Source organism: Pedobacter sp. Leaf250 (genome assembly GCF_920984735.1).
Lineage (GTDB): Bacteria > Bacteroidota > Bacteroidia > Sphingobacteriales > Sphingobacteriaceae > Pedobacter.
Genome location: NZ_CAKLBU010000011.1, coordinates 74842 through 88370, shown reverse-complemented (window position 1 = coordinate 88370; position 13529 = coordinate 74842). Strand labels below are relative to the sequence as shown.

Genomic DNA, 13529 nt, shown 5'->3' with positions numbered 1-13529 from the left:
ATTGCAGGCTATTGCTCAAAAAATATCATTTAATTTATAGCAATCGCATTAAATAATATGTATAGCAAAGAAGAGGCCGCGAGGTTAAGACAGCAATTTTGGATTAGCTTTGGGCAGTATATGAAACCTGTTCCATCTGCAAGTGGATCAACCGTACATTGGGTTAATTACAAAACTGGTGTCAAAAATATCTTCTTTAAAATGGATGTTACCAATAAGCAGGCTATCATAGCTATTCAGCTTACACACCCAGATGCAGATATCAGGCATTTAATATTTGATCAATTTGAGGAATTTAAATTGATGTTTTCGAACACCATGAATGAGGAATGGGATTGGGTAAAAGATTTTACCGATGAATATGGAAAAACGGTGAGCCAAATTTCGATTACATTAAATGGCGTGAGCGTATTTAACCAACAACATTGGCCAGATTTGATCTCATTTTTTAAACCCAGAATTATTGCTTTAGATGAATTTTGGGATAATGTGAAGCCTGTTTTCGAAGATCTTATTTAGTTAATAAATCCATCTGCTCAATTCTCGCTTGAGCAAACTTAATTTCCTGCTCGTCAATTTTAGGATTGGGTTTGCTTTTTAGATAAAGTTGGTAGTAATTTCTTGCGGATTTACTTTGTTTCAACTTAGTATCATAAAGTATGGCCAGCCGATAATATAAAGTAGGGTTAGTATCAAAAAAAAGTCCTTTCTTGTAAGCAGCATTTGCCAGAGAAAATTGTTGATTTTCCTCATAAGCTAAACCCAATAGTGCATAATAGTTTGGGATATTTGGCGAAATCCCTTCCTCAATTGTTTTTTTAGCATATACTGCAGCCATTTTATGGTTTTTTAAATAGCGATAACATAGTGTAGTATAATATAATGTGTTTTCATTTTGCATCTGCATTTTCTCCAGCTGTGTAAAAAGAGCAACTGCTCTATCATATTTTTTAGTGAAGTAGTAAGCCTTTGCAACATCCTTTATAACTGCCGCATCTGGCCCAATCTTTAGCAAAGCCTCACCTGAAACAATTACTTCATCATACTTTTTTAAATAATTCGCTATTGGAAGTTTTGCTCTTTGCAATACAAGATTTTCACTATCAGCTTTAATAGCCACATTCAAAACATCGTAAGCTTTACCATTATCTTGATATAAAGCATGCACTTCGGCCAAATCAACAGCAACATCGCCATCAGTAGGCACCAGTTTATTTGCTTTTAAAAGGTAAACTCGCTTTAACGAATCTTTATTGGAGAAATACATGTTTGCTAAAAGTTTATAAACAATAAAATTGTTGCTATCAAGCTTTACAATTTCCCCATAGTACTGCTTGGCTTTATCGGTATTGCCCCTCCTAGTATTGATGCTGGCCAAATTAAAAAGAATAGGTAGGTTATCGGCTTGCAAAGAATTAGCTTTCAAATAATATTTCTCTGCTTCTACATTATTGCCCGCCATTAAAAAACAGTAACCCATTTGGGTCAATGCTTTCAAATCTTCTGTGTTTTCTCCATAATTTTCTTTTAGATATTCACCAGCTTCTGCATAGCGTTGGGTTTGGTATAAATCAAACAACTTATCTTTATCAATTGCTAAAGTTTGGGCAAAAACGATGATATTGAACACGGAAAATACAGCTGTGAGAAATAAACTTTTCATAATAATTGGATTTTAAACTAATTTATTAGTTGTTTTTTGAAATTCCAAATAAATGGAAATAAAAACAAATTGATGAGGTATGGGTTTATTATAAAACAGTTTAAAAAATTAAAAAGAAGACCTATGAATACTTTAAAGAAGTTTGAATTAATGGAGAAGATTGTGCGTGAACTTGAGGATTTACAAAATTCACAACAGGCACTTATTCAGAAGATTGGCAAAATCGAAGTCGACAATATTGAACTTGGGGATAGTAGATTAGAAAAGGATGCAGGTGATATGCACCAAAGATTGGCGGATAATTTAGATACGATTGTGTCTATTTTAGACTATTTTGCAAACAAAACAGAGAATTTTGGCAACAAAAACAATGTTGAGGCTTTAAAAGAACAAGAAGCCATTAACAATGCAACTAGCTAGAAACATATAAAATATCCCATATTATGAAATCTTTATCTTTAACGGTAGCATGCTTATTTGTATGCTTTTTCGCAAGTGCGCAAGTTTTACCTTCATTCCAATTTGGTTTGAAAGCTGGAGCAAACTTCTCTAAATTCGATTCGGAGAATACTTTTAGTAGTGATAATCGGGCTGGATTTTATGGAGGAGTATGGGCAAGGATTGGTGCTGCGGGAATTCATTTTCAACCAGAACTATACATATCTGGCAAAAAAGCTGATTTAATTAGCGATGCAACTGGCGAAGTAAATAAGGTTCGTTTTACAAGTTTGGACGTTCCTTTGTTAGTGGGTACGAAGTTTGGTGCTGCAGGAATCGGCGTTAGATTAAACACAGGACCAATGTTTTCCTTAATAATTGATGAAAATCAAAGTTTTAGTCAAGCTGCGGGAAGTGTTTTCAGGGCTGATTTTAAAAATCAAGCTTTGGCCTGGCAATTTGGGGCTGGAGTTGATTTGAAAAAATTAAGTTTAGAAGCCAGATATGAATTGGGTTTATCAAAAATCAATAAATCTGGTTACCCAGGAACAAAGTTGAATTTGTTCACAGTTGGATTGGGATATAGATTATTCTAAGAAAAGAATAAAGCATAACAGAAGAAGGCAAATCAATAACGATTTGCCTTTTTCTGTTAATCAGGTTTTTCTACTAAATCAACTTCTGTTAACTCGTATGCGTAAGATCCGTTTTTAGGAATAATTGGTGTTTCACGACCAATACTTAATGCTTTAATGTATGATGCACCAAAGTAGAAAATAAGCGATGAGTAGAACACAAATAGCATAATAACAATAAGTGAGCCTGCCGAACCATAAATATTGCTGATATTACTAAGGGGTAACAATATTCTTAAAATATACTTTCCAGCGGTAAATAAGCACCCTGTTAATAATCCACCTGAAAGTGCTGCTTTCCACGTTGGTCGGCCATTGGTTAAATACCTAAACAACATGGTAAACCAGGTGGTAACGATGATGACGAAAATAAATTGATTTAAAATGGAGGTTAAAACAAGTCCGAAAGATGGAGAATTGGTATTTAAATAAGCACCAATAATGGCTTGAACACTATCGGCCAGTAAACCTATAAAAAATAAAATACCCGCCAATAAAATAATAATTACAGAAATTGCCCTTGATTTTAATGTGCTGAGCACACCTTTTTTATCTTTCTGGCCAATATTCCAAATTTGTTCCAATGAGTTTTTGATTACATTAAAAAGGGTAGTGGCTACAAATAAGAAAAAAACAAAGCTAAAAAGGGTAATGTACCAAGCCTGATCAATTCCACGAATATTTCTTAATGTCGATCTAATTTGTTGTATACTATCATCATCAAGAATATTTGCCAAGCGCTCAAATAAATGTGTGGCAAGCATTCTTCTATCGGTAAACATGCCGAATAACCGAATTAATATAATGAGGATAGGTGGTAACGCAAAGTTGGTAAAGAAAGCAGTTGCTCCTGCCAATCGTAATGGATCGTTTTTTTGAAACAGTACAAAAGCATTTCTCGCTGTAGAGAAAAAGAACTTAAAATCCAATTTGATTTTTAATGACATCGTTTCGTTATAAAAACTAAAAGCCCGAAAATACTAAAAAAGTTTATTTCGGGCTTTTGAATATATAAATTATTCTTAATCTAGTTTCTTAAAAACCAACAACTTTTGCGTTCCGTTTAATAGGGTTAATCTATCGCCTTCAATTTTAGCAGTATTAACCTGATTAATCGCTTGCAAATAAGCTCGCTCGGCTGCATCAGTTTCCTGACAAAACATTTTGGTGCTGAACAGATTCTTAAGCATAATTTTATTTTCTACCACTTCTGCCTGGCCGCCATAGTTATTGCAAAAAGCTTTTCCATTTACTTTTAAGCTATCGCCAAAATTTAAAGTTGCTTTTGCACTTGTAGGTAGTGTTAAGCCTGGTAATTCAGTTAGTTCCCATTTAGTTTGCGTTAATTTTTTCTGATCGAACTTTTCCAGGCAAGCACTAAATAAACATATTACAAGCCCGCAAATAAATAAATTTTTCATGATTTTCTGATTTTTTCAACTCATATCAAAAACTAAACCAAGAAAATAATTTACTATTAGAAATTATAAAAGTTTACCATCTTCATTATTGTGGATGATAAATGTTTTTTGATATTTTAGTAGATCTATATTAATGTATGCAGTATTAAACCATCCTCATTTATATTATGAAATCTCTAATTTTCAGGTTAATAATAATTTTTAATCTATTTTTCGTTCATGTTTATGGACAAAAAATAAGTTCAAATACATGTGATAGTTTATTATTAACCAAAGTTGAATATGAAAAATGTAAAAGAGATACTTTTTGGAAAGATGATTTTTTAGTTAAAGCGAATTATATAATAAATTATAAAACACAGCTTCTTCCCAAATACCGGGTATTAAGGAGAGAAATGAAATTATCGCCGATGCTTCAAAAGTCAATAAATCAGCTGAAGCTTGTTTACGATAGCGTTTTAAATAATAAAATTTGGGTTTTGGAAAAGGAAATGGATCGAAATCAGAAATATGTACAGCCAAAAGCTTACTTGTCATCGATACTTTCTCTACAGTTTTTTAAATTCTACCCAGATGTTCATGCAATTCTATTTAATGAGATACATCTTAGTTTAAATCCTAAAACCACCATGCAAAAACAAGTTATATTTAAAAAGTATTTTAATGAAGTTTTACTAGCTATACCAGCCGAAACTAAGGATAAGCTTGAAGACATAACCAGTACGCTTACTAAAGATAAACTGAAACTAAATACAAATGGCATGCTCTTTATGTTTCAGGATGAAATTCCGGAAGCATCCAGAAAACAATGTGATATTATTAATTTCTTATTGTGGGCAGAATAATATTTAGGCGAGATACGTATTAAAACATACAGAAGTGATTGATATCAAATATATTTTAAAGGAAAAAGATTTTTTACAGGCTAACTTATATCATTTCAAGAATGATGGAAAGCTGAAACAAATTATCCTTAAAACCTGGTTTGCCTATTTATTTATCATCTCCATGTTAATAGCATTTTTGCTTTGGAAAGATGAAATGCTGATGGCATTAATACTTTTCTGCATCTTATTGATCATCTCGTTTTTTCATTCTGGAAGGATGAAGAGACATTATATTCATCATTATAAGAAGCTTTTAAAAGCTTACGAAAGTAGATTTGATAAGGAGGTTAGATTAAAAATAAATGATTCTCATTTGCATTATGAGAGTGTTGCTGGTCAATCTGATGTATTTTTATCACAAATTAGTTCTATGTCTGAAACTGAAAATCATTTCTTTATAAAACTGAAAATTGAAACGGTAATTATTCCTAAAGCCGGTATCGAAAATGTAAACAGATTGCGAGATGACTTAATTTCGCTTGCGAGAAATTTAAATTTAAATTATCATGAAGATTTAAGTTGGAAATGGTAAGGAATAGGTATTAAAACTTAAATCATTTGATATTAAATCCAGATAATTTAATGATCAATCTAAATTATTTAAAAAATTTCAGTTGCATAAAAATTACCAAGCTTGATCCAATTACTACCATTATTGTAAGCATTACCAACTCCATTTTAAATCGTGAATAATCTTTCATCTTATAAGCGGCTCTGGCTGCATTGGCTTTCTTTGCAAGAAGAATGAAAATAAATGGAATGAAAATCAGTGGTATCATGAGTAAGATCGTTTATGCTAATTTATGAAAATCTAAATAACATATTGTTGAGAATTTCACTCTCTTAAGATATTTTTATTGATGGGCTTAAACCTCAAAATTTTTCAATTTTTAACCATTGATGTGCTTTTCCATGATATTCAAAAATATTGATTTTCTTCAATCCCAATTTTTCCAAAACGTTAATTGATGCCTGATTTTCTATATCTGCAATGCCAATAATTTCATTCAATTTTAAGGTATTAAAGCCATATTCCATTACTGCCCGAGCCGATTCGGTAGCATAACCTTTACCCCAAAATTTGCTGATAAAACGATATCCGATATCATAATAATTGCAATGATAATTAATGTTTTCCTTAATTAATTTTAAACCGCTCCACCCCACAAATTGGTTTGATTCTTTTTCAATTACAGCCCAACGGCCAATTCCATTTTCGATGTATTGCGCTCTTATAAATTTGATATCGGCTCTGCTTTCATCGATGGTAGATACAGGTTTATTGCCCAAAAACTGATGTACCTGAGCATCGCTATCCAATGTAAACATGCCTTCAACATCGGTTTCTTCTAATTCACGAAGAATTAACCTTTCAGTTTCAATAATAATCATTGTGCTATTAACTAATTTATAAAATAATTTATCATTCAAAAGTTGTATTTTTTTTGTTAGGCAAAAATTTAATTGTCCATTTTTTTAATCTAAAAGGATAAAGATGATAAATTAGCTAAAAAATTAAAGCTATTCCTTTTTATGAAAAACACACTACTTGCTCTTTTTCTTTCCATTACACTATTTAGCTGTACGGGTGGAAGTTTGGAAAAAACCTTAACCTCTAAAGCATTTACCGATAAAGATGATTTTAATGAGTTTCCGAAATATAAAGATAAAATATTAGTCGTTGAAGACGTATATGATAAAAATCCTGATAGCTCTGGCGGTTTTGCGGTTAAATTAAAAGATACTGCATTGTATATTCAAGATGGATCGAAACCATTGGCGAAAAAATATCAGGATGCTCGATTTATTAATTCACAGAAAACTGCAGTTTTAGTGCAAATAGAAGATGGAGCTAAAAAAATCTCGCCATTTTACATCATTACACTTCAAAATGGTCTGCCTAATGCTGTAGCTTTAACGCTACCTTCTAACGGTGCAAAGGATAAAGATTTTGCGAAAGGATTGGAAGAAATCACAAGGACTACAGTAGTTGTTAATAACGATTTCGTAGTTGCTACAGTGCGTGGAAAGGTTTATCCTATTAAGAGACAAAATCCTGCAGAAATGATTCAAGGCAAATTTATTTTATATTCTTCAGATAAATCGACACTTGTTTTTGCGGTTGATAAAGGTCTTTATCAAGTAAATTATTTAACAGGAGAAACCTTAACATTACCGGTTCCGCCAAAAGTTTTAAATTCGGAAACTATGGTGAGGGAGATCCAACAAAATTATAGTTGGGAGAAAAACAGCCGCGGTACCTCATTCTTAAAAGAAAATCCTGATGATGACCGCATTGTAGATATTAAAGAATTTAAACACTAATTCTTAATTTGTTGTTGGATGAATCTGCAATTCATCCAATGACATAACTTTAAACAACCATTGTTCTAAAGGTTAGGTTTACCCTTGCTTGATTTACCTTTTTGGTAGGCGGCAAGCGATGTAACCAGTGAGTTTGGGTTTCGTCTTTCATCACCAATAAACTGCCATTCTCTAAAAATGTGGAAATGGTTTCTTTGGTTTGTTTATGTTTAAAAAGAAATCGTCTTTCTGCACCAAAACTCATCGAAGCAATTGGTGAATTTTTTAAAAGTGATTTTTCATCATCGCTATGATAGGCCATACCTTCATCGCCATTATGATATAGATTTAACAGGCATGAGTTAAATTTTGTGCCTGTTTTTTGTTCTGCAATTTCTCTAAGTTCTAACAATGCTTTTGTCCATGGTAGGGCATATTTTGTGGCATTGGAATAGGTATAAGCATAACCATTATCGCCATACCAAGCCACTTTACGCTTGGTAATAATATGTTTGCCCATGATAAAAGCTTCATCATTTTTCCAGTCGATATTTTCCATTAACTCCTTAAAATAAAATTGAGTTTCTGAATGGTTGAACAATTGGCCAAAATAGTTTACAGTACCACCATGAGGCAATAAATTTCGATCCGTATTTATTGCAGATGAAAATAAATCCATTAGGTATTAATCTTTTTTTTCGATTTAAGTTTTGCCTTTTCCAAATTTTGGATAACACGGAATTTGGTTATTCTGCTAATTAAATCCAATGGTAATGGTTTATTTAAAGGGAATTGAACCGAACCTTTTGCACTTTTATATTCGGAGATTTCAGCCTTAAAAGTTTCAATACCTCCGTTCCCTGGATAAAAACCAATGTGGTTCTGATAACCTGCGAAATGAACCAAATTTCCATATAAATCGAAAGTTGGTATCGCATAGCTGATTTTTTCAGTTGCCTCTGGAGCTGCTTCTTTTATCGTTTTTCTAACAAGCTGAAGTTTTTCTTGCGTTTCCAGCGGAAAATCAGCAATATATTTTTCTATTTCTGTATTATCCATAGCCTGACTAATTTAATATTGAAATTAGATTAAACCATCCAAATATTGAAGGTGCAAAAGCGGCAAATTTTAGCAGTAATTATGACAACAAATTAAACACGAAGCGAGCCGCGAAAACCTCTTGCAGCATAATAAGATTCTGCTCCATTATGGTAGGTAAATACTTTGTTGTATCGTCGGTCGCAAAATATAGCGCCGCCTAATTTTCTAATTTCTTCCGGGGTTTTAACCCAGCTGGATGTTTTTAAATCAAAATTTCCCTTTTCCTGCAAGTCTTGATATTGCGCTTCCGTTAGCAACTCAACACCCATTTTCGAAGCGGCGTCTACAACATTATTTTGTGGCTTATATTCTTTTCTCGATTCCCATGCCTTAAGATCGTAACAAAAACTTCTTCTTCCTTTCGGACTTTCAGCGGCACAATCATAAAAAATATATTCGTCCGTTTCTTCATCATAGCCAACAACATCTGGTTCGCCGCCGGTAACTTCCATTTCATCAAGCGACCATAATTTATCTGATTTTGCAATAAGTTTAGCGCTTACATCTCCCCAAATTATACCTTCATGCCGATGCATGTTTTTCTCGAAGCGTTTTTGCAAGGTGTTTAATAGTTCCTCAACTTGTTCTGCCGAAAGTATTTTACTTGTACTCATATTATTAGGTTGTGCGATGGAGTTGTTCTAAATAAAATTAATCAAATTATTTTTAGTGCCAAAAGGTTTAGAATTTGTAGCTGATTAGCGTCCTATTAATCTGAATTTGAAAGACATCAGTGGTGGATCAAATAATTTCAGTAATAATAATGCCTGATTATTGAATTTTCCATGCTTAATCTATAGCTTCTATTCCTTTTTCCTTCAAGATGGCCAGTGTGTTTTTCATTGCTGCTACTTGTTCTTTTGGATGGCTGTGCCAAACAGTAATTTCGCCAACAACTTTAAAGGGATCTTTAGATCGATAGGATTTTGTTGGATTGCCAGGAAATTTTTTATCTGTTAAATTTGGATCGTCTTCAATAGAACCTGTGGGTTCGACCAAATAAATTCTTTCTTTACCTTCGCCTAATGCAAGTTCGGCACCCCAAATGGCCGCATCTAAGGTGGAAGATAAATAAATGTAATTGGCTGCTTTTTGCTTACCAAAATTAGAATTTAGGCCAATCTGAATTAAATCGCCGAGATTTAAATCTGCCTTAGTTCCATGGAAATATGTTTGTACAAACGGGCTATGAACTGTTCCGGCTGTTGGGTTTAGAGGTTTATCGGTTTCCATTTTATATTAACGACTTTAGCTAAATAAATATTTTAGTATATCAAATTTTGGTTTAACTCAACCCATATTTATCAATTAATGCCTGTTGTTTTTCGGGATAATAAGTTAGGCCAAATTTTTTATCCAATTGGGCAATGCGTTTAGCAATTTTTGGATCTTCGAATGTAAGTTTCTTTTCTATCACTTCAGGTATGATTTTGTGATACAGTTGTTCTAAATAATCTTCAAAATTTTGATTAAAATACATGTCTATTAAACGCAGGTTTTCATTCGCCGAATTCCAAACCACATGAACAATGCCTCTTGGTCTTAAATGCCAGCTGCCTGCGGTAACTTTCACCACTTCATCACCCATTAGTATAGATGCTGTTCCTTCTAAAACGTGCGATGGTGGGGCAATCGAAGCACCACCTGTCCCGATTTTCATCGGGAAATCTTCAATTTTGTGCAAAAGTTGAACCGAAGAAATACCGTTGAACTTTGCAGTTTCGACCCACTATTGAAAATCGTTGTTACCTGCTGTTTTTTCTTGTTATAATTATCAAGTCTAATTTTTACAACTCTTTTAACTTCTCCATCTTCTGAATTGTCCAATACTTTTGAAGTTCATTTATATCAATATTTTCAACCAAATGAATTAAACTCCATTCAACTTCGTGACAAGTTTCGTCAACTGGCGGTGAAAGATTTACAAGTTCTACAGCTGTTTCAAAATCTATAGGCAAAGTAAATTCTTGCAATAGATTGTCAAATTCTTTAAGTGGAAAATCTGTTTCATCGGAAACATCCGAAGTTGGTAGTTTCCCAATTTTTTTTAGCTTTTCAATTAATTCTTTATTTGTTATTCTCATATTTCCCAATCTCCATTTTGAGAGTTATATTTTGCATATTCTCCTGTGTCTGTAAATTCAGAAGCTGTCATTCCTACTTCAAAAATTGAATTTCCATTGAAACTAGCTGTAAAATAAAGTGCTTCTTTTGTTAGTAATGCAGTTCCAAAATCTTCATCTTGATGCCTAAAATGTAATCCAAAATTATCTTCATTAGATAATTCATAATCATATTGCAACAATCTTTCTTTTAGTTCTTGAAATTGTTGTGCTGTAAATGCAATTAAATTCTTTTCATTTTCAAAAAAGTTTTCATCTTTTGATTTTTCTTCCTTTTCTTTCGTTTCAATTCTGTATAGTGTAATGTCGTAACTCATCTTCGTTTTCAGTATGTTTTTAAAATAGCACGTAACGTTTTGGGGCTTTGCGATGGTGGGGCAATCGAAGCACCACCTGTCCCGATTTTCATCGGGAAATCTTCAATTTTGCACAAAAGTTCAATCGAAGAACTACCGTTGAACTTTGCAGTTGCGCCCCACTATTGCAAACGGCGAAGCCCTCACCGAAGGTAAACCCTTATTTTGTGCAGCTTTGTTAGTCGTCCAATGAAAAATATTCCCAATTGAAATTAAGCTTTTTGTCAATTTCTTTCAACCTATTTTCTGTTTCTGTCGCAACAAAAAGGTCTACTTGATTGTCACTTTTAATAAGACCTAAAACTTCATTTAAGTCATTCTGAAAAAATTCTGCATCCCATATTTTTAAGCCAATTCCCGTGTTCGTCCAATTTGTCCTCACAAAAGTTTCTTCTTGATTATTTATAGCAACTGCGTTTGCACCAAACGGAAATGCAAACAATGATTGCAAATAGCCTGCGGGAGTCAAAAAGTCTGAAAGAGTGTTTTCTAATATCCATTCATCCTTGTCGAACGCTATGTAAACTAATGGATTTTCTAAAGTCAGGTCTTGTTGTCTAATTCCCCAAATTGAAACCGCTTGGTTTTCTTCGTAAAAAACTAAATAACCGTTGTCGTGCAGATAAAGCTGATTTGGCAAAAGCAATCTGTCTTGAGTTTGATTAAGTCCATTATGATTTCCTAATTGCACATAATATTTTCTTAAGACCTTTGGCAATTTAATGTCAAGTCGATTTTCACAATCAAGAATTTCGAATTCTTCAAGTCCGAACGAATTATCTTCGATGTCGTAGAGTGTTTTTATTTTATTAAAGTCAATGTCCATAGTTTTTCGGTCGGTCTAAAAGTTGCACATAATGTTTTTGGGATTTGCGATGTTGGGGCAATCGAAGCACCACCTGTCCCGATTTTCATCGGGAAATCTTCAATTTTGAATAAAAGTTGAACCGAAGAAATACCGTTGAACTTTGCAGTTTCGCCCCACTATTTCAAACGGCGAAGCCCTCACCGAAGGTAAACCCTTTTTGGCGGTAGTTTTTTTTATCAGGTAAAGTCAAGGGTTGCATCATTATTGTCAAAATCAAAGTCATATTCCTTATTGAACATTACTGAATTCTGATTTATTGGCTCAAAGCATTGGTTAATTTTCTCTTCTCCATATTTTTCAATTAATTGACCCCATTCTTGATTGGATAATGGAAGAAAGGCTAATGTATCAGAACCGTCACTAACTTTACAAAATCTAATTTCATATTTTGGTTGGATTATTTCGTTAAGTGTTATAATTGTTCTATCTCTGTCAACGACTTTTTCTATGTGAGTTTTATTTTCATAATTTATAGTCAATTCCAAGTCTCCTGAAACTTCTTTCATTTCAGCTTTTAGTGAATTTGTTTTCAGACATTTTTCACAATATTGTATAATTGCGTCGTCAAATTCTCTCCAATCAATCCAAAATATAGTTTCCCTATCAAGATTGTAAAAATCTTCGTATTCTTCAGTTTTTAAATATTTGTCAAGTTTCTCAATTTTTTCGTACATTTTTATGTGTTTTTGTCAGTGAATGTTTTTGATAATTTGTTTAATGGTATATTTAAACATCAAATAAGGCATGTTTTTCAGCCATCCACATTTTCGTTTTTTAAATACACTTTTCTTAAAAAGCCTACTCGAAAAACGAAAGGTTATTGCCATTATATTTTATCCAAAGGACTAACAACACCTTTAATATCTTTTTTGCTCACTTGTGCATAATTCAAGATAGTTTTAATATCATTATGGCCTAATAATTTTTGTATATAGCTAATATCTGTACCCTATTCTAATAAAGGAGTTGCAACAATATGCCTCATTGCGTGGATGCTCCCAGGTTTTAGTATACCAGCCCAGTTTTTTGCAGCTTGTAAAACCAATTGTAAACATCTAGTGCTGTAAGCAACACTCTTTTTACCGTCTTCAAGTAAGTCCTTATCAAAATAAAAGGCAATTCTTAATGTATTCTTATATATAATACAACTTCCAATTTTACAGGCTACTTAGATATAGCTATGATAGCCATAGTTTTTCTTCGCGTTTTACCAATAAAAGCTCTTCCTCTCCGAGAAATAAAAATCCATACTCATAGCAAAATTTGTAGGTTTTTCCGATTTGGGTTTCGTAGATGTGGGTGTGATAGTCGAAATTAAAACCAGCTGATGCTAATTTCTTTTTCAACGTTTTTACTTTTCCGGTTGGATTGAGCGCCGCTAAAATATTTCGGTTCTTTTTTAAAATCAGATTGATTTTTCTAATTACAATCGCATCATCACATTTAGTGCGATTATTGTAATTATTTCTGCAGGCATCATCACAAAATTTTTTATCGGCTCTGCCTACGAAAGGTTTGCCGCAATCTAAACAGGAGCGTTCCATAATAATTTGTTAAGTTTATTACGGGATGATGTTCTAAATGTACAATTTTCTTGCTTCTAAATAAAAAAAAATTAGCCCTCATCTGCTAACGAAGGGATTTATCCGATTTTAAACGTTTTTAAACGGCTATAAATATTTAAATACCGAATAATTTTTACTTGCCTTTGCACCTTTGTTCTGTCGGTAGTC

Annotated in this window: 20 protein-coding genes; 6 read left to right on the top strand and 14 right to left on the bottom strand. The window is 32.9% G+C overall.

Annotated elements, in window-relative coordinates:
• Positions 1-57: 57 nt before the first annotated feature.
• On the top strand, positions 58-519 hold the full coding sequence (locus tag LUA91_RS11830) for a DUF4268 domain-containing protein (RefSeq protein ID WP_231426258.1): 462 nt from the start codon (positions 58-60) through the stop codon (positions 517-519).
• On the opposite strand, the gene LUA91_RS11825 is transcribed toward LUA91_RS11830, so the two are convergent.
• The gene (locus LUA91_RS11825) at positions 512-1663 is read right to left on the bottom strand and encodes a hypothetical protein (protein WP_231426257.1); all 1152 of its coding nucleotides are present in this window, start codon (positions 1661-1663) and stop codon (positions 512-514) included. The genes LUA91_RS11830 and LUA91_RS11825 overlap by 8 nt on opposite strands.
• Before the next feature lie 123 nt (positions 1664-1786).
• Here LUA91_RS11825 and LUA91_RS11820 point away from each other — a divergent pair, with 123 nt between their 5' ends.
• Together LUA91_RS11820 and LUA91_RS11815 are read left to right on the top strand one after the other, a co-directional pair.
• On the top strand, positions 1787-2083 hold the full coding sequence (locus LUA91_RS11820; RefSeq protein WP_231426256.1) for a hypothetical protein: 297 nt from the start codon (positions 1787-1789) through the stop codon (positions 2081-2083).
• Between the two features lie 23 nt (positions 2084-2106).
• Positions 2107-2697 carry a porin family protein gene (locus LUA91_RS11815; RefSeq protein ID WP_231426255.1) on the top strand — a complete coding sequence of 197 codons (591 nt, stop codon included), beginning with the start codon at positions 2107-2109 and terminating at the stop codon, positions 2695-2697.
• Positions 2698-2753: 56 nt separating this feature from the next.
• Here the strand turns inward: LUA91_RS11815 and LUA91_RS11810 are convergent, their stop codons facing one another.
• On the bottom strand, positions 2754-3683 hold the full coding sequence (locus tag LUA91_RS11810) for a YihY/virulence factor BrkB family protein (protein WP_231426254.1): 930 nt from the start codon (positions 3681-3683) through the stop codon (positions 2754-2756).
• Positions 3684-3758: 75 nt separating this feature from the next.
• On the bottom strand, positions 3759-4157 hold the full coding sequence (locus LUA91_RS11805; RefSeq protein ID WP_231426253.1) for an META domain-containing protein: 399 nt from the start codon (positions 4155-4157) through the stop codon (positions 3759-3761).
• Positions 4158-4324: 167 nt separating this feature from the next.
• Here LUA91_RS11805 and LUA91_RS11800 point away from each other — a divergent pair, with 167 nt between their 5' ends.
• Both LUA91_RS11800 and LUA91_RS11795 read left to right on the top strand, forming a co-directional pair.
• Entirely contained in the window at positions 4325-5002 is a 678-nt protein-coding gene (locus LUA91_RS11800; protein WP_231426252.1) for a hypothetical protein, read from the top strand.
• A 34-nt stretch (positions 5003-5036) separates the two neighbouring features.
• A complete protein-coding gene (locus LUA91_RS11795) occupies positions 5037-5576 on the top strand; it encodes a hypothetical protein (RefSeq protein ID WP_231426251.1) in 540 nt (179 codons plus the stop codon).
• 341 nt (positions 5577-5917) lie between these two features.
• Here LUA91_RS11795 and LUA91_RS11790 read toward each other — a convergent pair whose 3' ends face one another.
• On the bottom strand, positions 5918-6436 hold the full coding sequence (locus LUA91_RS11790; protein WP_231426250.1) for a GNAT family N-acetyltransferase: 519 nt from the start codon (positions 6434-6436) through the stop codon (positions 5918-5920).
• 141 nt (positions 6437-6577) lie between these two features.
• On the opposite strand from LUA91_RS11790, the gene LUA91_RS11785 reads away from it, so the two are divergent.
• A complete protein-coding gene (locus LUA91_RS11785; RefSeq protein ID WP_231426249.1) occupies positions 6578-7369 on the top strand; it encodes a copper amine oxidase N-terminal domain-containing protein in 792 nt (263 codons plus the stop codon).
• A gap of 49 nt (positions 7370-7418) precedes the next feature.
• On the opposite strand, the gene LUA91_RS11780 is transcribed toward LUA91_RS11785, so the two are convergent.
• The 10 genes from LUA91_RS11780 to LUA91_RS11735 form a co-directional block, all read right to left on the bottom strand.
• A complete protein-coding gene (locus LUA91_RS11780) occupies positions 7419-8027 on the bottom strand; it encodes an alpha-ketoglutarate-dependent dioxygenase AlkB (protein ID WP_231426248.1) in 609 nt (202 codons plus the stop codon).
• Complete coding sequence (locus tag LUA91_RS11775; protein ID WP_231426247.1) at positions 8027-8407, bottom strand: iron chaperone; 381 nt, start codon at positions 8405-8407, stop codon at positions 8027-8029. Before LUA91_RS11775 ends, LUA91_RS11780 begins: the two co-directional genes overlap by 1 nt.
• A 92-nt stretch (positions 8408-8499) precedes the next feature.
• A complete protein-coding gene (locus LUA91_RS11770) occupies positions 8500-9063 on the bottom strand; it encodes a DUF4256 domain-containing protein (RefSeq protein WP_231426246.1) in 564 nt (187 codons plus the stop codon).
• 175 nt (positions 9064-9238) lie between these two features.
• Positions 9239-9682, bottom strand: coding sequence for an NAD(+)--rifampin ADP-ribosyltransferase (gene arr / locus LUA91_RS11765; RefSeq protein WP_231426245.1), 444 nt, complete (start codon positions 9680-9682; stop codon positions 9239-9241).
• Between the two features lie 52 nt (positions 9683-9734).
• Positions 9735-10109 carry a hypothetical protein gene (locus LUA91_RS11760; protein ID WP_231426244.1) on the bottom strand — a complete coding sequence of 125 codons (375 nt, stop codon included), beginning with the start codon at positions 10107-10109 and terminating at the stop codon, positions 9735-9737.
• Positions 10110-10236: 127 nt separating this feature from the next.
• The gene (locus tag LUA91_RS11755; protein WP_231426243.1) at positions 10237-10533 is read right to left on the bottom strand and encodes a hypothetical protein; all 297 of its coding nucleotides are present in this window, start codon (positions 10531-10533) and stop codon (positions 10237-10239) included.
• Positions 10530-10889, bottom strand: a complete 360-nt coding sequence (locus LUA91_RS11750) for a hypothetical protein (RefSeq protein WP_231426242.1) — start codon at positions 10887-10889, stop codon at positions 10530-10532. The genes LUA91_RS11755 and LUA91_RS11750 overlap by 4 nt, the downstream gene beginning before the upstream one ends.
• 217 nt (positions 10890-11106) lie before the next feature.
• On the bottom strand, positions 11107-11754 hold the full coding sequence (locus LUA91_RS11745) for a hypothetical protein (RefSeq protein WP_231426241.1): 648 nt from the start codon (positions 11752-11754) through the stop codon (positions 11107-11109).
• A 218-nt stretch (positions 11755-11972) separates the two neighbouring features.
• The gene (locus LUA91_RS11740; RefSeq protein ID WP_231426240.1) at positions 11973-12470 is read right to left on the bottom strand and encodes a hypothetical protein; all 498 of its coding nucleotides are present in this window, start codon (positions 12468-12470) and stop codon (positions 11973-11975) included.
• Positions 12471-12974: 504 nt separating this feature from the next.
• Complete coding sequence (locus tag LUA91_RS11735; protein WP_231426239.1) at positions 12975-13340, bottom strand: hypothetical protein; 366 nt, start codon at positions 13338-13340, stop codon at positions 12975-12977.
• Positions 13341-13529: the final 189 nt, after the last annotated feature.